At 61.8% G+C, this 20,369-nt stretch carries 15 protein-coding genes and 1 pseudogene; 12 read left to right on the top strand and 4 right to left on the bottom strand.

Annotation, left to right across the window (positions count from 1 at the left end):
• The first annotated feature begins 83 nt into the window (after positions 1 to 83).
• Positions 84 to 1,904, top strand: a complete 1,821-nt coding sequence (gene typA / locus C6Y56_RS01705) for a translational GTPase TypA (protein WP_169428463.1) — start codon at positions 84 to 86, stop codon at positions 1,902 to 1,904.
• Positions 1,905 to 2,121: 217 nt separating this feature from the next.
• On the opposite strand, the gene C6Y56_RS01710 is transcribed toward typA, so the two are convergent.
• On the bottom strand, positions 2,122 to 2,559 hold the full coding sequence (locus C6Y56_RS01710; RefSeq protein WP_007961740.1) for a YkgJ family cysteine cluster protein: 438 nt from the start codon (positions 2,557 to 2,559) through the stop codon (positions 2,122 to 2,124).
• Between the two features lie 259 nt (positions 2,560 to 2,818).
• Between C6Y56_RS01710 and C6Y56_RS01715 the strand changes: the two genes are divergently transcribed.
• The 5 genes from C6Y56_RS01715 to C6Y56_RS01735 all read left to right on the top strand — a co-directional run bounded on the left by C6Y56_RS01715 (position 2,819) and on the right by C6Y56_RS01735 (position 12,138).
• Positions 2,819 to 5,269 carry a glycogen/starch/alpha-glucan phosphorylase gene (locus C6Y56_RS01715; protein WP_169428464.1) on the top strand — a complete coding sequence of 817 codons (2,451 nt, stop codon included), beginning with the start codon at positions 2,819 to 2,821 and terminating at the stop codon, positions 5,267 to 5,269.
• A gap of 102 nt (positions 5,270 to 5,371) precedes the next feature.
• Positions 5,372 to 8,965, top strand: a complete 3,594-nt coding sequence (locus C6Y56_RS01720) for a DUF2339 domain-containing protein (RefSeq protein ID WP_169428465.1) — start codon at positions 5,372 to 5,374, stop codon at positions 8,963 to 8,965.
• The gene (locus tag C6Y56_RS01725) at positions 8,962 to 10,326 is read left to right on the top strand and encodes a DUF3999 domain-containing protein (protein WP_169428466.1); all 1,365 of its coding nucleotides are present in this window, start codon (positions 8,962 to 8,964) and stop codon (positions 10,324 to 10,326) included. Before C6Y56_RS01720 ends, C6Y56_RS01725 begins: the two co-directional genes overlap by 4 nt.
• A gap of 195 nt (positions 10,327 to 10,521) precedes the next feature.
• A complete protein-coding gene (locus tag C6Y56_RS01730; RefSeq protein WP_065261556.1) occupies positions 10,522 to 11,532 on the top strand; it encodes a class 1 fructose-bisphosphatase in 1,011 nt (336 codons plus the stop codon).
• Positions 11,533 to 11,535: 3 nt separating this feature from the next.
• On the top strand, positions 11,536 to 12,138 hold the full coding sequence (locus tag C6Y56_RS01735) for a DUF924 family protein (RefSeq protein ID WP_169428467.1): 603 nt from the start codon (positions 11,536 to 11,538) through the stop codon (positions 12,136 to 12,138).
• 216 nt (positions 12,139 to 12,354) lie between these two features.
• Here C6Y56_RS01735 and C6Y56_RS29470 read toward each other — a convergent pair whose 3' ends face one another.
• Both C6Y56_RS29470 and C6Y56_RS29475 read right to left on the bottom strand, forming a co-directional pair.
• Positions 12,355 to 13,119: a methyl-accepting chemotaxis protein gene (locus tag C6Y56_RS29470; protein WP_371320915.1), complete on the bottom strand. Its 765-nt coding sequence runs from the start codon at positions 13,117 to 13,119 to the stop codon at positions 12,355 to 12,357.
• A 141-nt stretch (positions 13,120 to 13,260) separates the two neighbouring features.
• A pseudogene (locus C6Y56_RS29475) lies at positions 13,261 to 14,247 on the bottom strand (cache domain-containing protein); the annotation flags it as partial.
• Here C6Y56_RS29475 and C6Y56_RS01745 point away from each other — a divergent pair.
• From C6Y56_RS01745 to C6Y56_RS01755, 3 genes are all read left to right on the top strand, one after another.
• The gene (locus C6Y56_RS01745) at positions 14,234 to 14,398 is read left to right on the top strand and encodes a hypothetical protein (protein WP_169428469.1); all 165 of its coding nucleotides are present in this window, start codon (positions 14,234 to 14,236) and stop codon (positions 14,396 to 14,398) included. The pseudogene C6Y56_RS29475 and the gene C6Y56_RS01745 overlap by 14 nt on opposite strands.
• A gap of 131 nt (positions 14,399 to 14,529) precedes the next feature.
• On the top strand, positions 14,530 to 14,784 hold the full coding sequence (locus C6Y56_RS01750) for a hypothetical protein (RefSeq protein WP_007952486.1): 255 nt from the start codon (positions 14,530 to 14,532) through the stop codon (positions 14,782 to 14,784).
• Between the two features lie 31 nt (positions 14,785 to 14,815).
• A complete protein-coding gene (locus tag C6Y56_RS01755; protein ID WP_169428470.1) occupies positions 14,816 to 15,385 on the top strand; it encodes a lipocalin family protein in 570 nt (189 codons plus the stop codon).
• Positions 15,386 to 15,433: 48 nt separating this feature from the next.
• Here the strand turns inward: C6Y56_RS01755 and C6Y56_RS01760 are convergent, their stop codons facing one another.
• Positions 15,434 to 16,798 carry a formimidoylglutamate deiminase gene (locus C6Y56_RS01760; RefSeq protein ID WP_169428471.1) on the bottom strand — a complete coding sequence of 455 codons (1,365 nt, stop codon included), beginning with the start codon at positions 16,796 to 16,798 and terminating at the stop codon, positions 15,434 to 15,436.
• Between the two features lie 145 nt (positions 16,799 to 16,943).
• Between C6Y56_RS01760 and hutC the strand changes: the two genes are divergently transcribed.
• The 3 genes from hutC to hutU all read left to right on the top strand — a co-directional run bounded on the left by hutC (position 16,944) and on the right by hutU (position 20,338).
• Positions 16,944 to 17,654 carry a histidine utilization repressor gene (gene hutC, locus C6Y56_RS01765; RefSeq protein ID WP_162803449.1) on the top strand — a complete coding sequence of 237 codons (711 nt, stop codon included), beginning with the start codon at positions 16,944 to 16,946 and terminating at the stop codon, positions 17,652 to 17,654.
• Positions 17,651 to 18,220: a HutD/Ves family protein gene (locus C6Y56_RS01770; RefSeq protein ID WP_169428472.1), complete on the top strand. Its 570-nt coding sequence runs from the start codon at positions 17,651 to 17,653 to the stop codon at positions 18,218 to 18,220. Before hutC ends, C6Y56_RS01770 begins: the two co-directional genes overlap by 4 nt.
• A gap of 420 nt (positions 18,221 to 18,640) precedes the next feature.
• The gene (gene hutU / locus C6Y56_RS01775) at positions 18,641 to 20,338 is read left to right on the top strand and encodes a urocanate hydratase (protein ID WP_169428473.1); all 1,698 of its coding nucleotides are present in this window, start codon (positions 18,641 to 18,643) and stop codon (positions 20,336 to 20,338) included.
• The last annotated feature ends 31 nt before the right edge of the window (positions 20,339 to 20,369 follow it).

Raw genomic sequence — 20,369 nt, forward strand, 5'->3', positions numbered from 1 at the left:
AGCTGTAACGGCCATGCCGGACACTACTGCTAATCGCTGCCAAGACTTGTCAGCAAACCGAATCCTCTGATCGAGATACACAAGTGATCGAAAATCTACGCAACATCGCCATCATTGCCCACGTTGACCATGGTAAGACCACCCTGGTAGACAAACTCCTGCGTCAATCCGGCACCCTGGAGCGCAACGAGCTCAACGACGAGCGCGTGATGGACTCCAACGACCAGGAAAAAGAGCGCGGCATTACCATTCTGGCGAAAAACACCGCCATCAACTGGAACGGCTACCACATCAACATCGTGGACACCCCGGGCCACGCCGACTTCGGCGGCGAAGTCGAGCGCGTAATGTCCATGGTTGACTCCGTGCTGCTGCTGGTCGACGCTCAAGACGGCCCTATGCCGCAAACCCGTTTCGTGACCAAGAAGGCTTTCGAAGCCGGCCTGCGTCCAATCGTGGTCATCAACAAGGTTGACCGTCCGGGCGCGCGTCCTGACTGGGTTCTGGACCAGATCTTCGATCTGTTCGACAACCTGGGCGCTACCGAAGAACAACTGGACTTCCAGGTTGTTTACGCTTCGGCCCTGAACGGCATCGCCGGTCTGGACCACACCGCCATGGGCGAAGACATGACCGCGCTGTACCAGGCGGTAGTCGACCACGTTCCGCCTCCGGCTGTTGACCGTGACGGTCCGTTCCAGATGCAGGTCTCCGCTCTGGACTACAACAGCTTCCTGGGTGTTATCGGTGTTGGCCGTATCGCTCGTGGTCGCGTCAAGCCGAACACTCCGGTTGTCGCTATCAGCGCCGATGGCAAGCGCCGCAACGGTCGTATCCTGAAGCTGATGGGTCACCACGGTCTGCACCGCGTTGACGTTGAAGAAGCTGCAGCTGGCGACATCGTCTGCATCAGCGGTTTCGACGAGCTGTTCATCTCCGACACCCTGTGCGACATCAACACCGTCGAGGCGATGAAGCCTCTGACCGTTGACGAGCCAACCGTTTCCATGACCTTCCAGGTAAACGACTCGCCATTCTGCGGTAAAGAAGGCAAGTTCGTGACTTCCCGTAACATCAAGGATCGTCTGGACAAAGAGCTGCTGTACAACGTTGCACTGCGCGTTGAAGAAGGCGACTCGGCTGACAAGTTCAAGGTTTCCGGCCGTGGTGAGCTGCACCTCTCGGTACTGATCGAAACCATGCGTCGCGAAGGCTTCGAGCTGGCCCTGGGCCGTCCTGAAGTGATCATCCGTGAAGTTGACGGCGTGAAGCAGGAACCGTTCGAAAACGTCACCATCGACATCCCTGAAGAATCCCAGGGCAAGGTCATGGAAGAAATGGGTCTGCGTAAAGGCGACCTGAGCAACATGGTGCCGGATGGCAAAGGCCGTGTTCGTCTGGAATACAACATCCCTGCTCGCGGTCTGATCGGTTTCCGTAACCAGTTCCTGACCCTGACCAACGGTGCTGGCATCCTGACCTCGATCTTCGACCGTTACGCTCCAGTGAAGTCGGGCCACATGTCCGGCCGTCAGAACGGCGTTCTGGTTTCGGTTGAAACCGGCAAGGCGCTGACCTACTCCCTGGAAACCCTGCAGGCTCGTGGCAAGCTGTTCGTAGAACACGGCCAGGAGATCTACAACGGTCAGATCGTTGGTCAGAACTCCCGCGACAACGACCTGGGTGTAAACCCGACCAAAGGCAAGAAGCTCGACAACATGCGTGCTTCGGGTAAAGACGAAACCATCGCTCTGGTTCCACCTGTTCGCTTCACCCTGGAACAGGCTCTGGAATACATCCAGGAAGACGAGCTGTGCGAAGTCACTCCTAAGTCCATCCGTCTTCGCAAGAAGATCCTGGACGAAAGCGAGCGTACCCGCGCTGCCAAGAAAGCCAAGGCGTAAGATTTAGCCAGGCTTGAAAAAAACGCCCCCGGTCGAGAGACCGGGGGCGTTTTTGTTTGTCCGGGATTTGCGCGGTGTCTGTTCCGGCGCTATCGCGGGCAAGCCCGCTCCCACAGTGTTTTCAGTCGTACCAAAAGTTTGTGTACAGCAAAAATCACTGTGGGAGCTGGCTTGCCAGCGAAGGCGGCCGATCAGCCGCCGAACATCTCAGGGCAGATCAGAACTTCTCGATCGACCGCGAATTCTGCACCCGCTCCACTTCCTTCGGCTTGTACGCGCAATACCCCGGCCGCGGGCCGATCTTCGGGTGGTTGCGGCAAGTGTCCGGGCGCTTGTCATAAATGGTGCACAGGCGGCTCTTGCGATCCAGGTAGTAGCAATCGTTGTTGCTCATGCGCTGCAGGGTGAAGATCCCCGACTTCTGGTTGAAGCGCTCCACCAGCCCTTCCTTTTGTAGACGCTTGGCGATGTTCTTCGGCGGGTCGCCCAGTTCGAACTCGTCGACCACGCCGATGCGTACCAGGTCCTTGATCTTGACCTCGACCGGCAGCGTGCAGCAGCTGGAAACGCACGAGCCGCACATCGGGGCTGAATATTTGGCCCAGGTATCGAGACGGTCGATCTCGGCTGCGGCGATCAGGTTGGGCTTCATCATCGGGGTTTACCAGGCGTGTGCATCAGGGCGCGCGATCATACCGGGACGGGTGGATTTTTGAACAACCTTTCGCCAGATTTTTTCTTCATGCACCCGCATCGTCCGACAACTCGGCACGGCCCCTGCATTCATTGAGGCATTCGCCAGAGTATTGCCGGTCGATCTCACACTCTCGGTAAAAACTGCCGAACCAGAGCCCTTACCGTCGGTCAGACCGTCTAGGCTCTGACAACTCCCCCGCTCGCTCGAGGTCCTATCGATGACTCAAGAACCACTAGTTCGCGAAGCAGAGGTGGCCGCATTCCGCGACGCCGTCCTGACCAAACTCACCTACGCGGTGGGCAAAGACCCGGATCACGCCTTTGACCATGACTGGTTCGAAGCCATCGCCCTGGCGGCGCGCGATCACATGGTCGAGCACTGGATGGACCACACCCGGCAGATCTACCGCAAAGGTCAGAAGCGGGTGTATTACCTCTCGCTGGAATTTCTCATCGGCCGCTTGCTCTACGACAGCCTGAGCAACCTCGGCCTGCTGGATGTTGCTCGTGAAGCACTGACCGAGTTGGGCGTCGATCTGGAGCGCATCCGCATCCTGGAGCCGGATGCGGCGCTGGGCAACGGTGGCCTTGGGCGGCTGGCGGCGTGCTTCATGGAAAGCATGTCGACCCTCGGTATCGCTGGTCACGGCTACGGCATTCGTTATGAGCACGGGCTGTTTCGTCAGGCCATCGTCGATGGCTGGCAGCAGGAACAGACCGAGCACTGGCTGGATTTCGGCAACCCCTGGGAGTTCGAGCGGCCAGAGGTGGTCTATCCGATCGGCTTTGGCGGCAGTGTCGAAACCGTCACCGACGCCAGCGGCAAGTCACGGCAAGTCTGGCAACCGGCGGAAACCGTCCGGGCCATTGCCTACGACACACCGGTGGTCGGCTGGCGCGGGGCGAGCGTCAACACCTTGCGCCTGTGGCGGGCCCGAGCGATGGAAGACTTGCACCTGGAGCGCTTCAACGCCGGTGACCACCTGGGCGCCGTCGCCGAAGTGGCCCGGGCCGAGAGTATTTCCCGCGTGCTCTACCCGGCGGACAGCACCGAAGCCGGGCAGGAACTGCGTCTGCGTCAGGAATACTTCTTCGTCGCCGCCTCGCTTCAGGACTTGCTGCGCCGTCACCGCAACATGCACACCTCGGTGCTGACCCTCGGCGATCACGCGGCGATCCAGCTCAACGACACGCACCCCTCGATTGCCGTCGCCGAACTGATGCGCCAACTGGTCGATGTCTATGACGTGGCTTGGGACGCGGCGTGGCAAGTCACCGTCGATACGCTGTCGTACACCAACCACACGCTGCTGCCCGAAGCGCTGGAAACCTGGCCGGTGGGGCTGATGGAGCGCATGCTGCCGCGGCACATGCAGATCATCTATCTGATCAACGCCCAGCACATCGATTCGCTGCGAGCCAAGGGTATCCACGATTTTGACGTGCTGCGCGCGGTGTCGCTGATCGAGGAAGACAACGGCCGCCGGGTGCGCATGGGCAACCTCGCGTTCCTCGGCTCCCACAGCGTCAACGGCGTGTCCGGGCTGCACACGCAGTTGATGCGCAAAACCGTGTTCGCCGAGTTGCACAAGCTGTATCCAGAGCGGATCAACAACAAGACTAACGGCATCACGTTCCGCCGCTGGCTGTACCAGGCCAACCCTGAGTTGACGTCGATGCTGGTCGACTCCCTCGGCCCGGACGTTCTGGATAACCCGGAACAGCGTCTGCTCGATCTTGAGCCGTTCGCCGAAAAACCAGCCTTCCGCAAAGCCTTCGCCGAGCAACGGCTGCACAGCAAAAAAGCGCTGGCCTACCTGATTCACGAGCGGCTGGGGATCGCGGTCAACCCGGCGGCGATGTTCGACGTGCAGGTCAAACGGATCCACGAATACAAGCGCCAGTTGCTCAACCTGATGCACACGGTCGCGCTGTATCAGGCGATCCGCGCCGAGCCGGAAACCGACTGGGTGCCGCGGGTGAAGATCTTCGCCGGCAAGGCAGCGGCCAGTTATCACCAGGCCAAACTCATCATCAAACTGACCAACGACATCGCCCGGGTGGTGAACAACGACCCGACCGTGCGCGGCCTGCTCAAAGTGGTGTTCCTGCCTAACTACAACGTCAGTCTGGCGGAAAGCATCATTCCGGCGGCGGACCTGTCGGAGCAGATCTCCACTGCCGGTTTCGAGGCCTCGGGCACCAGCAACATGAAGTTCGGCCTCAACGGCGCGCTGACCATCGGCACCCTCGACGGTGCCAACGTGGAAATGTGCGAAAGCATCGGCGCCGAGCACATGTTCATCTTCGGCCTCAGTGCCCAGCAGGTCGAAGCGCGCAAGCAGAACCACGAGTTCAGCGCGGTGCCGGACATCGCGGCGTCCCATCGTTTGAACGATGTGTTGCAGGCGATCCGCAGCGGGGTGTTCTCGCCGGACGACACGTCGCGCTACACCGGGTTGATCGATTCGCTGGTGGACTACGACCGCTTCCTGGTCTGCGCCGACTTTGACTCGTACTGGGAAGCGCAGATGCGCGTGGATGCGCTCTGGCATGATTCCAACAACTGGTGGCGTTCGGCGGTGCTGAACACCTCGCGGATGGGCTGGTTCTCGTCGGACCGGACGATCCGCGAGTACGCCACGGATATCTGGAAGGCACTGGAGTAACTTTTAGCGACAAATGTGCGCCCGGCCCCACGCTTGTTGGGCCGGGCCGATATACTGAGCCTTGGTTCCGCCCCGTTCCGGGGCTGCTCAGGGATATCGACCATGCAATGGATGTTCATGTTGATCGGGCTGCTGCTCGGTTGGCTGCTCGACGAGTCGTTCAGTTCTTCGCTATTGGGCGCGCTGCTGGGCCTGGCAATCGGGCAGACGATCCGCATCATGCGGCTTGGCTCGCAGGTGGCGGAGCAACAGCGGCAACTTGAACAGACGAAGGTGGCTTTGCAAGGCGTTGCGCAGCGTCTGTATCTGCTGGAGGGATCGCCTTCGCACGCGGTGCCGACGTCAGGCGTGGAACCGGTCCCCGAGCCTTTGGTCGAGCCCGCCGAGGTCGCCGAAGATGCTGCGCCCCCCGAACTGGTCTGGGAGCTGCCGCCCGAACTCGAACCTCTCTCAGTCGTCGTCAGCGAAACCAGTCAGCCGTTGCCGGCCGATGTCTGGCGTCTCGACGCCGTTACCCCTGAAACCCCGGAACCCCGACAGCCCGCCGAACCCCGTGGCCCGAACTTCATCGAGCGCGGCATCAGCGCGGCGCGAAACTGGCTGTTCGGTGGCAACACCGTGCTGCGGGTGGGCGTGGTGCTTTTGTTCTTCGGCCTGGCCTTTCTGTTGCGTTACGCCACCGAAGGCATGGTGGTGCCGATCGAGTTGCGTTACGCCGGGGTCGCGGCGGCAGCGCTGGGATTGCTGGCGCTGGGCTGGTGGTTGCGCCATCGCAACACAAGCTACGCCTTGATGCTGCAAGGCACCGGGATCGCGGTGCTGTACCTGACGGTGTTTGCGGCGATGCGCCTGCACCCGCTGCTGGATCCGTCCGCCGCGCTGGGTTTGCTGGTGGCGGTGACGGTGTTTTCGGCGATTCTGGCCATCACCCAGGATTCCCTGGCCCTGGCCTGCGTCGCCGCATTGGGCGGTTTCGCCGCGCCGATCCTGACCTCCACCGGCAGCGGCAACCATGTCGCGCTGTTCAGCTATTTCGCGTTGCTCAACGCCGGCATTCTCGCCATTGCGTGGTTCAAGGCCTGGCGTCTGCTCAACCTGATCGGTTTCGCCGGCACTTTCGGCATCGGTTTCGCCTGGGGCGTGCGTTCGTATGCGCCGGAACTGTTGTGGAGCACCGAGCCGTTCCTGATTCTGTTCTTCCTGATGTACCTCGCCATCGGCCTGCTGTTCGCCCGACGCAAGTTGCTGGACATGCCGGATGCACCGGCAGAGAGCGATCGCGAAGCGCTGCTGCACTGGTCGGCGCGCAAGGGCGACTACGTTGACGGCACGATGCTGTTCGGCCCGCCGCTGGTGGGTTTCGGCCTGCAATTGGCGCTGGTGCAGCCTCTGGAATTTGCCGCCGCGTTCAGTGCGCTGGCGCTGGGCATGATTTACATGGCTCTCGCCAAAGTGCTGATGGGCGGCCGGGCGCTGCTGCTGGGCGAGACCTGTCTGGCGCTCGGGGTGATTTTCGCCAGCCTGGCGATTCCATTGGGCCTGGATGCGCGCTGGACGTCCGCGGCCTGGGCGGTGGAGGGGGCGGGGATTTTCTGGCTGGGCTTGCGTCAGCAACGGCCGTTGGCCCGGGCCTTCGCATTGCTGTTGCAACTGGGCTCGGCGCTGGCGTTTCTCAGCGAGTTGCGCATTGGCGAAAGCAGCCTGCTCGACGGAGCGCCGCTGGGCGCACTGATGCTCGGCGCGGCGTTGTTGTTCAGCTTCTATCAATTGCGCAAGGCGTTGCCGGAACAGGTTTCACCATGGGAGCGCCAAGGCCTGCCGGTGTTGGCGAGTCTCGGTCTGACCTTTCTCTATCTGCTGGCGCCATTGTTCTTCTTCACTCAGGGCACGGCGATCAGTTGGGCATTGGCCGGGCTGGTGACCTTGTTCGTCGGCTTGCCCCTGCAATCGCGCACCTTCCTGTTCACTGCGTTTGCCGTGCAACTGCTCGGCGGGGCGCTGTTCCTGTTGCGCCTGCAAGGGGCGGGCGAGGATTCGGCAGCCGTGTTCAGCGCCGGCTGGAGCGGTCTGCTCAGCGCCTCCCTGATCGGTCTGGCGCTGATCGCCGGCATGCTCCTGGCGGCGCGTGACGAGATGGTGCGCAGCGATGTTCGGTTGCTGCGCGGCTTGTCGGTGGTGCTGCTGGCGGGGCTGGTGCTGATCAATCTGGCGGTGTTGTTCGTACTGCCGTGGCAAACCGCGAGTGCGGTGTGGGCGGCCAGTGGCTTGCTGATCATCTGGCTCAGCCTGTACCTCAGGCAGCGCGTGAGTTTTGTCTTTGGTCTGTTGTTGCAGTTGATCGGTGGCGCGGCGTTTTTGCTGGCCGGCCCCGAGTTGCTCGGGCCGCTGTCCAGCGAAGGTCTGCGACCGCTGTCCCATGGCGGATTCTGGACGCCGCTGGTGCTGGGCCTGGCGGCGATGATCGGGGCGTGGCGCCTGCAACTGGGCAATCACGCTTCGGCGTTCGATGTACTGAGTCTGCAGCGGCTGTCCGAAGTGTTGCTGGTGTGGGGCGCCGGTTGGTGGTCGCTGGCGTGGGTCAGCGAAGTGCTGCGGTTTGCGCCGCTGAATCTGCAGGCGACGTTGTTGCTGCTGGTCGCCGCGCTGAGCGTCGCGTTGTGGACGCTGTTGGCCTTGCGTCTGAAATGGCCGTCGCTCGGGTTGCTCTGCACTTTACTGATTCCGGCGGCCGGATTGGTGTTGCTGGCCGCGTGGCACTCGCGTTATCACCCGGCGGCCAACTTCGGCTGGCTGGCCTGGACGGCGGTGTTCGTCGTGCACTTCATCAGCCTGCGGCGTCTGGTGCCAATGCTGCCGGCGCGGGCCTTGAGCACGGCGCATGTGCTCGGTTGCTGGCTGCTGATCGGCGTGCTGGCGCTGGAACTGCGCTACGGCCTGCTGCTGTTGTCCGAGCAATACAATGCCTGGCGCTGGCTGGGCTGGGCGCTTCTGCCGAGCGTGTATCTGTTGCTGATGGCCGCACCGCGCACCTGGCCGTGGCCGGTGGCGGCGTTCCCCCGTGAGTACCGTTTGTACGCGGCGTTGCCGCTGGCGGTGTTGATGCTGGTCTGGTTCTGGCTGGCGAACGGGGTGAGCGACGGCAACGCCGAACCGCTGCCTTACGTGCCGCTGATCAACCCGCTGGAGCTGGGCCTGCTGATCGCGTTGTTCAGCGTTTATGCCTGGTCGCGCAACGCGGTAACCGAGCTGTCGATCCGCAAGGACTACGCCGCTCACGCCTCGCAACTGATCGCCGGCGTTTCGCTGTTCGCGTTCTGCACCGCGTTGGTGACCCGCGCCGCGCACCATTGGGCGGGGATTCCGTTCGAGCTGGACCTGTTGCTCGAATCGATGCTGGTGCAGGCCGGGTTGTCCATCGTCTGGACGCTGATGGCGCTCGGCCTGATGATCGGCGGGCACCTGCGCCATCGCCGCGAAGTGTGGTTGATCGGCGCGGCGCTGATTGCGCTGGTGGTGGCCAAACTGATTTTTGTCGAATTGAGCAACCGTGGCGGGCTGGCGCGGATCGTCTCGTTTATCGGCGTCGGTGTGTTGCTGCTGGTGGTGGGCTACTTTGCGCCGCTGCCGCCCAAACGCGTCGAAGCTGCACCGGAGGCGGACAAGCCGGCCCCGGAAACCGAAGGAGTGTCGTCTTGAGTCGCAAGCTTAATCTCGGGTGGCTGTTGCTGGGCGTGGCCATGACGGCCGGCGCTCAGGAAAAACCGGCGGACTTCGCCGCGCAGGTGCCGTTGTCGGTCAGTGGTTCCGGCCCGTGGTATCGCCTCGAACTGCCGCTGAGCGTGCAGTTGCAGGCGCGCCAGACTGATCTCAGCGATCTGCGGGTGTTCAACGCCGCCGGACAACCGCAGGCCTATGCGCTGGCCCGGGAGTCGGCGCAGACCCGCGACGACGGCCAGTTGCATGAGGTGAAGTGGTTCCCGCTGTACAACTCGGCGGATGCCACCGAGCGCGCGCCGAGCGTTCGCGTGCAATCCACCACCACCGGCACGCTGGTGGAGGTGCAGCCGTCCAGTCAGCTCGAAGCCGGTGAAGAAGTGCTGCGCGGCTGGCTGCTCGATGCCAGTGCGATCAAGGCGCCGTTGCAGCAACTGATCCTCGACTGGACCAGCGAGCGCGACGGCTTCCAGCGTTTCAGCATCGAGGCCAGTGACGACTTGCAGCACTGGCAGGCCTGGGGCGAAGGGCAGGTTGCGCGCCTGACTTTTTCCGATGAGCGCATCGAACAGCATGAAGTCGCGCTGCCGGGGCAATCGGCGCGTTACCTGCGGCTGTTGTGGGATTCGCCCAACGCGGCACCCAATCTGACGTCGGCGCAATTGAAAAGCAGTGACCCGCAAAACCTGCCGTTACCGCTGGTCTGGTCGCCGGCGCTGGCCGGCAGCAGCACCAAGGCCGGGGAATACACCTGGCAGTTGCCGATGGGGCTGAATGTCGAGCGGGTCCAGGTCGAGTTGAAACAGCCCAACAGCCTGGCGCCAGTGACGCTCTCGGGACGCCGGGAAACCAGTCTGCCGTGGCAGCCGTTGAGCAGCGGCTTGCTCTACCGACTGACCCAGAACGGCCAGGACGTGGTGCAGAACGAATTGCAGCTCTACGGGCAGACCGTGCAGCAGTTGAAGCTGACGGTCGACGAACGCGGTGGCGGTCTCGGCGAACAGGCGCCGAGCGTGAAATACGCGGTGCGCGCCACACAAGTCATCTTCCTTGCCCGTGGCGAAGGCCCCTACAGCCTGGCGCTGGGCAATCCGACGGTGAGAACGGCAAACCTGCCACTGAGTACGCTGATCCCCGACTTCAAACCGGAGAAACTGGCCACGCTGGGCAAGGCCGCGGTGCAGGGTGAAGCAGTCGCGCCCCAGACTTCGACGGCCACCACAGCGGCGACCACCGATACCAACTGGAAGAAGTTCGGCCTGTGGGCGGTGTTGCTGCTCAGTGTGCTGTTTCTGGCGGCGATGGCCTTCAGTCTGCTGCGCAAACCGCCGGCCAAGTCCTGAATATGACGGGTGTGGCCTCTACACCCGTCGGGTTTCCAACTACGCTGAATCCGGTGCCTGAACTCTCCCGGATTCATCACGTCTGATAGCAGGAATTGCACCCGACGCACGTTACCGGGCGTCATTGCTCGCTACGGTTTCAGACTCCCTGTAAACTGCGCGGGTTTTTAGCCCCCCATTCCACCGGAGCCGTCCATGTCCCGCGTTACCCTGAGTCGCTATTTGATTGAGCAGACCCGCAGCAACAACACTCCTGCCGATCTGCGTTTCCTGATCGAAGTGGTGGCGCGCGCCTGTAAGGAAATCAGCCACGCCGTATCCAAAGGCGCCCTGGGCGGCGTTCTGGGCAGCATGGGTACGGAAAACGTGCAAGGCGAAGTGCAGAAGAAGCTCGACGTGCTGTCGAACGAAATCCTGCTCGAAGCCAACGAGTGGGGCGGTCACCTGGCCGGCATGGCGTCCGAAGAAATGGACAACGCCTACCAGATCCCGGGCAAATACCCGAAAGGCGCCTACCTGCTGGTATTCGACCCGCTGGACGGTTCGTCGAACATCGACATCAACGCCCCGGTCGGCACCATCTTCTCCGTGCTGCGCTGCCCGAACGAATACCTGAGCCAGAACGAAGCCCTGAACGAAAAGGCCTTCCTGCAGCCAGGCACCCAGCAGGTGGCTGCCGGTTACGCGATCTACGGTCCGCAGACCATGCTGATCCTGACCTTGGGCAACGGCGTGAAGGGTTTCACCCTGGATCGCGAAATGGGCAGCTTCGTCCTGACCCACGAAGACATCACCATTCCTGAGAGCACCCAGGAATTCGCCATCAACATGTCCAACCAGCGTCACTGGGAAGCCCCGGTACAGCGCTACGTTTCGGAACTGCTGGCCGGTGAAGAAGGCCCGCTGAAAAAGAACTACAACATGCGTTGGGTCGCGGCTATGGTTGCCGACGTGCACCGCATCCTGACCCGTGGCGGTCTGTTCATGTACCCGCGCGACAGCCGCGAGCCTTCCAAGCCAGGCAAACTGCGCCTGATGTACGAAGCCAACCCGATGTCGTTCCTGGTGGAACAGGCGGGCGGCGCTTCCACCGACGGTCACCAGCGCATCCTCGACATCCAGCCTGAAGGCCTGCACCAGCGCGTAGCGGTGTTCCTCGGCTCGAAAGAAGAAGTCGCCCGCGCCACGGCCTACCACAAGGAATAAACCATGACCGCGCCCTGGCAGCCGTTGCTCGATTGGTGGTTCGGTCATGCCGAATCAGCCAGTGAAGTTTCGGCGCGACAGGGCAAGTTTTGGTTTGGCAAGCAAGACAGCCAGGACCTCGAGGCGCGAGAGCGTTTCGGGGTCTTTGTCGATCAGGCCCTCGCTGGCGAATTGACCGAATGGACGCAATGTCCCGAAGGCTGGCTGGCAGTGGTGCTGCTACTCGATCAGCTTCCGCGCATGATTTTTCGCGATACGCCCAAGGCTTTTTCCGGTGATCTGCGAGCGCAGAAGCTGGTTGCTCAGGGGATTGCTGCAGACTTCGATCGGCAGTTGAAACCGATCCAGCGGGTTTTCATCTACCTCGTCTTCGAACACTGCGAAAACCTCGCGGTGCAGAATGAAGCGGTCTCGCGATTCATCGAACTGGTGGCTGAACAGCCGGAGGCGGAGCGCGGGGTGTTTGCCGACAACCTGGATTATGCCGAGCGGCATCAGAAGGTGATTGCGCGGTTTGGACGGTTTCCGCATCGCAATGCGGTGTTGGGGAGGGAGTCTACGGCTGAGGAGTTGGCGTTTTTGAGAGAGCCGGGTTCGCGTTTTTAGGGCGATTTTCGGCAATCTCAAAAACCAGCCCTCACCCTAACCCTCTCCCGGAGGGAGAGGGGACTGACCGAGTTGGATGTTCGAGTTACGCTGACTTGAAATACCGAGTTGAACTCAGGTCTGGAAAGCGACAGAGATCGGCTCCCTTTCCCCTCGCCCCCTTGGGGGAGAGGGTTGGGCGGGCGGCGTTCCGATGAGGGGGTAAGCTCTTGATCTTCAGATTCTGAAGCTACCCACCAACTGCTTCAACCGCGCAGCCTGCTGCTCAAGATCCGCACAAGCCCGCAAAGTAGCCTGCAAGTTCTCCACCCCTTCCTGGTTCAGCGTGTTGATCTCATTGATATCAACGTTGATCGATTCAACCACCGCCGTCTGCTCTTCCGTCGCGGTTGCCACCGACTGGTTCATGCCGTCGATCTCGCCGATGCGCTGGGTCACGCTTTCCAGGCGTTCGCCGGCCTGGTTGGCGATGCCGACGCTGCTTTCGCTCTCGCGCTGGCTCTCGGTCATGATGCCGACCGCCTGACGCGCGCCAACCTGCAGCTCTTCGATCATGCTCTGCACTTGCTGCGCCGAATCCTGGGTGCGGTGTGCCAGGTTGCGGACTTCGTCGGCCACCACGGCGAAACCGCGACCGGCCTCCCCGGCGCGGGCTGCTTCAATGGCTGCGTTGAGCGCCAGCAGGTTGGTCTGCTGGGAGATGCTGGTGATCACTTCCAGAATCTGCCCGATATTCACGGTGTTGCTGTTCAGGGTTTCGATGTTGCCGCAGGAGTCGCTGATCTTCGCCGACAGTTGCTGCATCGCGTGGATGGTTTTATCCACAACCTGCTGGCCGTCGACTGCCAGGCTGCGCGCGTCGCTGGAGTGTTGCGAGGCGAGCGCGGCGTTCTGGGCGATTTCCTGGGCGGCGGCGCCGAGCTGGTTGATTGCAGCGGCCACGCTGTTGGTGCGCGAGGCTTGCTGGTCGGAGTTGAACATCGACGAGTTCGATGCCGCGACCACGCGCAGGGCGACTTCGTTGACCTGCCCGGTGGCCGAGGACACTTCGCGGATCGAGGTATGGATACGCTCGACAAAACGATTGAACGACAGCCCCAGCGCGCCGAATTCGTCGTGGCCATGAATGGTCAGCCGTTTGGTCAGGTCGCCTTCGCCTTCGGCGATGTCATGCATGGCGCGGCCCATTGTCAGCAGCGGTTGCATCAGCACGCGAATGAGCATGCCGAGCAGGGCGATGATGATGACGACGGCGATGACCATGGCGATCAGCGCCGAGGTGCGGAACTCGCTGAGCATTGAGAACGCGGTGTCCTTGTCCAGCACCAGCGCCACGTACCAGTCGGCCGACGGCACGCCGTTGACGCGAGTGAAGGAGATCAGTTGGGTCTTGCCGTCGAACTCGACCTCTTTCAGGCCCGGGGTGACTTTCGGCGCACCGGTGGGATAGGCCTCGGCCAGAGTCTTGAGCACCAGCTTGCTGTCCGGGTGGATCAGGATCTTGCCGTCGGCACTGACGATGAACGCGTGGCCGTGGCCGCCGAAGTTCAGCGAGTTGATGATCGCGCTGACGCTGGTGAGATCGATGTCGGCGCCGGCCACACCGATCATCTGGCCCTGACGCTGCACCGGGGTGGCGACGGTGATCACCAGTTTGCCGGACGAAGCGGCGATGTACGGTTCGGTGACGATGGTCTGCTGGGCGCTGTTCGCCGCTTTGTACCAGCCACGGGCGCGGGGATCGTAATCCGGTGCGCGGTTGCCGGCAGGGACCGAGAACATCACGCCGTCGGCGCCGCCGAAATAGCTGAGCTGGAAATTGCCGGTGTAGGCGGGCAGATCAATGATGCGCTTCAGGCTGGCCGGGGCGTTGCCGTCGGCGACAACCTGCTGGGCCATCGATTGCAGCAACTGAATGCGACTTTCCAGCCAGGTCTGGATGTTGCTGGTGGTCAGGCTGCCCAGTTCCTGCATCGACGCTTCGGTGCTGCTTTGCAGGGCTTCGCGCTGGCGATAGTCGTTGAACAAAATGAAACAGGCGAACGCAACGGCCACCACGAGGGCGGCAGCCAACAAGATTTTGTGGCTGAATTTCATGTTTCTGGTCATTAAGGAAGCTACCGCGAAGGGGCTGGTCAAGAAAGGGCGGCAATTTGCCACACTCTCGGGCTTTGCGCTGCTCTTATTTCGACCGCCGCGCGACAAAGATGAGAACGCTTTTGTTAAAGGCGACGAAATGCTCAATAGCCCTACAAAGTGACTGATTTACCGATGAAAGCCGGACGAGCGGGTCAATAAATAGCCGCCCGCCGAGGGAACCAGACAGGGGTTTTCTCTTCTAAGCTTCTGGTTGGCGCCAGGCCATCCCCCTTCCGTTCCAGGAGTTACACCATGTCGCTGCGATCTATCGCCCTTCTGTCGTTTTGTGTGCTGTTGGCCGCATGCAGCAAGGTCAATCAGGAAAACTACTCGAAGCTCTCGGCCGGCATGGCCAAGGCTGAAGTGGAGACGCTGCTCGGCAAGCCTACCGACTGCTCGGGTGCGCTCGGCATGTCCAGTTGCACCTGGGGCGACAAGAACAGCTTTATCAGCGTGCAGTACGCCGGTGACAAAGTGTTGATGTTTTCCGGCCAAGGCCTGAAGTAAACCGGGGCTACGCGCCCACGGGAGAAAAACAATGAAGCGGTTATTGCTTATCCTTTTCGCCGGCCTGGTACTGGCCGGCTGCGCCACGACCGGTGAAGATCCGCTGGCGCCCAAGACAGTCAACAGCGTCAACCTCAAACGTTACCAGGGCACCTGGTACGAGCTGGCGCGGTTGCCAATGTATTTCCAGCGCAACTGCGCGCAATCCGAAGCCCGTTACACGCTCGAATCGGACGGCAACCTGGGCGTGTTCAACCGTTGCCTGACCAAGGACTGGCAATGGGAAGAGGTCAAGGGCACGGCTTATCCCCAGGTGCCGGGCAAGACCGACAAATTGTGGGTCGAGTTCGATACCTGGTTTTCGCGACTGATTCCGGGATCGGCGAAGGGCCAATACTGGGTGCTGTACGTCAGCGACGACTACAAGACCGCCATCGTTGGCGATCCGAGCCGCCGCTACCTGTGGCTGTTGTCGCGTACACCGACCGTCAACGGTGTGGTGCGCGAAGAACTGCTGAGCAAGGCGCGCCAGCAGGGTTACGACACCACGCGGTTGATCTGGCGAACGTCGGATCAGCAGATGGCCAAGACGTCCAACTGACGCGCAACAAAAAACCTGTGGAGGTTGCCCTCCACAGGTTTTTTTGTGTCAGCCCAAAAGGTCTCGCAAGACCTGGGTGAAGGCGCGATTGCTGTCCTCTTCCCCGGCATGCCGGCCATCACGGACGACCCACTGACCGTTGACCAGCACATCGCGCACCTGACGGTCGCCACCGGCAAACAGCCAGCGATTCAGGATCCCGTCACCGCTGGCCGTGGCCAGGTACGGATCGTTGCCATCGAGCACAATCCAGTCTGCACGCTTGCCGACCTCCAGCGCGCCGATCGGCTGGCCCAGTGCCTGAGCGCCACCGTCCAGTGCGGCGTCATACAACGTGCGGCCAACCATCGGCTGATCCGCGCCATACAAGCGATTGCGTCGCTGGTCGCGCAGACGCTGGCCGTATTCCAGCCAGCGCAACTCTTCCACCACGCTCAGCGACACATGGCTGTCGGAACCGATGCCCATGCGTCCGCCCTGAGCGAGGAAATCCACCGCCGGGAAAATCCCGTCGCCGAGGTTGGCCTCGGTGGTCAGGCACAAGCCGGCGATGGCGCGACTCTTGGCCATCAGCGTGACTTCTTCCGGATTGGCGTGGGTCGCGTGCACCAGGCACCAGCGCTGATCGACTTCGGTGTTTTCGTACAGCCATTGCAGCGGGCGGCGACCGCTCCAGCTCAGGCAGTCGTCGACTTCCTTCTGTTGTTCGGCGATGTGGATGTGCACCGGGCATTGCGTGTCGCTGGCCGCCAGCACTTCGCTGATCTGTTGCGGCGTGACTGCGCGCAACGAGTGGAAGCACAGGCCCAGCGACTGAGCCTTCTGCTGAGCCAGCAGCGGTTGCAGGCGCGATTGCAGCTTCAGGTAGTTTTCGGTGCTGTTGATGAAGCGGCGCTGACCTTCGTTCGGCGACTGGCCGCCAAATCCGCTGTGGCTGTAGAGCACCGGCAACAACGTCAGGCCGATGCCGGCGGAGCTGGCGGCCTGGCTGATGCGCAACGCCAGCTCGGCCGGATCGGCGTACGGCTGACCGTTGTGATCGTGGTGAACGTAATGGAATTCGGCGACCGAGGTGTAGCCGGCCTTGAGCATCTCGATGTACAGCTGACGGGCGATCACGCCGAGCTGGTCGGGGCTGATTTTTCCGACGAGCCGGTACATCAGATCGCGCCAGGTCCAGAAACTGTCGTTGGGGTTGCCGGCCACTTCCGCCAGCCCGGCCATCGCTCGCTGGAACGCGTGGGAGTGCAGATTCGGCATGCCCGGCAGCAGCGGACCGCTCAGCCGTTCGGCGCCATCTGCGGTGGAGTTGGCCTGGATTCGGGTCAATACGCCGTCGGCGCTGACCTCGAGACGTACATTGTTGGCCCATCCGTTAGGCAGCAGCGCGCGTTCGGCAAAGAAGGCGGACATGGTTCAGCACCCCATCGTGTGTTATTTGTATATACATATACAGACGTTTGCCTGCCCGGTAAACTCCGGCAAGCTAGCAACCTTATCCAATGAACAGGGATCCATCGTGCCGACTCCGCCTCCAGTTTCTCCGTTGGCCGCGAACATGGGCGACAGTCCGGCGCCCTTGTACGCCCGCGTCAAACAGATGATCACCCAGCAGATCGACAGTGGTAACTGGCCGCCGCATTACCGCGTACCGTCGGAAAGCGAGCTGGTCAGCCAGCTGGGCTTCAGCCGCATGACCATCAACCGCGCGCTGCGCGAGATGACCGCCGACGGTCTTTTGGTACGCATGCAGGGCGTCGGCACCTTCGTCGCCGAGCCGAAGAGCCAATCCGCGCTGTTCGAAGTGCACAACATCGCCGACGAAATCGCCTCCCGTGGCCATCGCCACACCTGCCAGGTGATCACCCTGGAAGAAGAGGCCGCCGGTTCCGAGCGCGCCCTGGCGCTGGACATGCGCGAAGGGCAGAAGGTGTTCCACTCGCTGATCGTGCATTACGAAAACGACATTCCGGTGCAAATCGAAGACCGTTTCGTCAACGCGCTCGTCGCCCCGGAATACCTCAAGCAGGACTTCACCCTGCAAACGCCATACGCCTATCTGAACCAGGTTGCGCCGTTGACCGAAGGCGAACACGTGGTCGAAGCGATCCTGGCCGAGCCGTCCGAATGCAAATTGCTGCAGATTGAAAAGGGCGAGCCGTGCCTGCTGATCCGTCGCCGTACCTGGTCTGGCCGTCAGCCGGTGACGGCGGCGCGCCTGATCCATCCCGGTTCCCGTCATCGTCTGGAAGGACGCTTTCATAAATGAGTGAAGTGAAGGTTTTACGCGCCGAAGGCTACCCGCGCATGCCGTGGAAAAACGGCGGTGGCAGCACCGAAGAAATCACCCGTGACGCCGGTGCCGGCCTCGACGGTTTCGGCTGGCGCCTGTCGATTGCCGACATTGCAGAATCCGGCGGTTTCTCGACATTCACCGGTTATCAACGGGTGATCACGGTGTTGCAGGGCGACGGCATGACCTTGTGCGTCGACGGTGACGACACCCGACCGCTGTTACCTCTCGACCCGTTTGCCTTCAGCGGTGAAAGCCAGGTGTCTTGCACCTTGCTCGGCGGGGCGATCCGCGACTTCAATTTGATTTATGCGCCGCAGCGTTACAGCGCGCGCTTGCAGTGGCTGGACGGCGAGCAACGGTTTTTCAGCTCCGCCGGCACCGTTCTGGTTTTCAGCGTCAGCGAGTTGCTGCAAGTGCAGGTCGGTGACAGTGCTGCGCAACTTGGGCGGCATGATTGCCTGCAACTGGACGGCAACATCGGTCTGGTGGAAGTTGCCGTGAATGCCGGCTGCTGTGTGATCGAACTGACTGCACGCTGATCGACCCTTGAAAAACCGCCGCTTCGAACAGTCCCGGCAGGGCTGTTGAAAGCGGCGGTTTTTTTCATCCCGACGTTCCCGAACGCGCACCAACTTGTTACCGAACGCCCCAGCGTGGCGCAAAACCACGCTTCTGTAACAGCTCACTGCTCGCGCAGACCCACCTCGCGAAAAAATTCATACACGCCACAGCCCTTGATATAGGCGTCCTCCAGTCGTGTCCGGCATTTTTGTTGAACAGCCCTCCAACAAGTTGGCCGCTCGATTGCATATGCTTGTATGTACAAGTAAAGACGTATGCGTATGAGTCGTTAGAGGTTCTCCGCAGCGTCCACTGATTCGCTTGTCGCGCATTGAAGCGCACAAGCCGCTTGCCCACCGCCAGGGTTGGTTTGAATTGATCGCTGAGGAGTCTTTTTCGTGACTGACAATAAGCCTACAACTGCCGTTTATACAAAGAGACGTGATGTTGAGATCCGCGCCGCCCGCGGCAACAAGCTGACCGCCAAGAGCTGGCTGACCGAAGCGCCGCTGCGCATGCTGATGAACAACCTCGACCCGGAAGTGGCCGAGAACCCGAAAGAGCTGGTGGTTTACGGTGGCATCGGCCGCGCCGCGCGCAACTGGGAGTGCTACGACAAGATCGTCGAGAGCCTGACCAACCTGAACGACGACGAGACCCTGCTGGTGCAGTCCGGCAAACCGGTCGGCGTGTTCAAGACCCACAGCAATGCGCCGCGCGTGCTGATCGCCAACTCCAACCTGGTACCGCACTGGGCGACCTGGGAACACTTCAACGAACTCGACGCGAAAGGTTTGGCGATGTACGGCCAGATGACCGCCGGCAGCTGGATCTACATCGGCAGCCAGGGCATCGTCCAGGGCACTTACGAAACTTTCGTTGAGGCCGGTCGCCAGCATTACGATTCCAACCTGAAGGGCCGCTGGGTTCTGACCGCCGGCCTCGGCGGCATGGGCGGCGCCCAGCCGCTGGCTGCCACATTGGCCGGAGCCTGCTCGCTGAACATCGAATGCCAGCAGGTGAGCATCGATTTCCGCCTGAAAAGCCGTTACGTCGACGAACAGGCCAAAGACCTCGACGACGCCCTGGCGCGCATTGAAAAGTACACAAAAGAAGGCAAGGCGATCTCCATCGCGCTGCTCGGCAACGCCGCCGAAATCCTTCCGGAGCTGGTCCGTCGTGGCGTGCGCCCGGACATGGTCACCGACCAGACCAGCGCCCACGACCCGCTCAATGGCTACCTGCCGGCCGGCTGGACCTGGGAAGAATACCGCGCCCGCGCCAAGACCGAACCGGCGGCGGTGATCAAGGCTGCCAAGCAGTCGATGGCCGTGCACGTCAAAGCCATGCTGGATTTCCAGAAGCAAGGCATCCCGACCTTCGACTACGGCAACAACATCCGTCAGATGGCCCAGGAAGAGGGCGTGGAAAACGCCTTCGATTTCCCGGGTTTCGTGCCGGCTTATATCCGTCCGCTGTTCTGCCGTGGCATCGGCCCGTTCCGCTGGGCGGCGCTGTCGGGTGATCCGCAGGATATCTACAAGACCGACGCCAAAGTCAAAGAACTGATCCCGGACGACGCCCACCTGCACAACTGGCTGGACATGGCTCGCGAGCGCATCAGCTTCCAGGGTCTGCCGGCGCGGATCTGCTGGGTCGGCCTGGGCCAGCGCGCCAAGCTGGGTCTGGCGTTCAACGAAATGGTCCGTCGCGGCGAGCTGTCGGCACCGATCGTGATCGGTCGCGACCACCTCGATTCGGGCTCGGTGTCCAGCCCGAACCGCGAAACCGAATCGATGCAGGACGGCTCGGATGCCGTCTCCGACTGGCCACTGCTCAACGCTTTGCTCAACACCGCCAGCGGCGCGACCTGGGTGTCGCTGCACCACGGTGGCGGCGTCGGCATGGGCTTCTCGCAACACTCGGGCATGGTGATCGTCTGCGACGGTACGGACGAGGCGGCCGAGCGTATCGCTCGCGTGCTGCACAACGACCCGGGTACCGGTGTGATGCGTCACGCCGACGCCGGTTACCAGATCGCCATCGACTGCGCCAAGGAGCAGGGGCTGAACCTGCCGATGATCACCGGCAAATAAAAAACGGCGGGAGCGAGCGCGCTCGCTCCCG

The sequence above is a fragment of the Pseudomonas fluorescens genome, from assembly GCF_012974785.1.
In the GTDB taxonomy this organism is placed as follows: Bacteria; Pseudomonadota; Gammaproteobacteria; order Pseudomonadales; family Pseudomonadaceae; genus Aquipseudomonas; species Aquipseudomonas fluorescens_BT.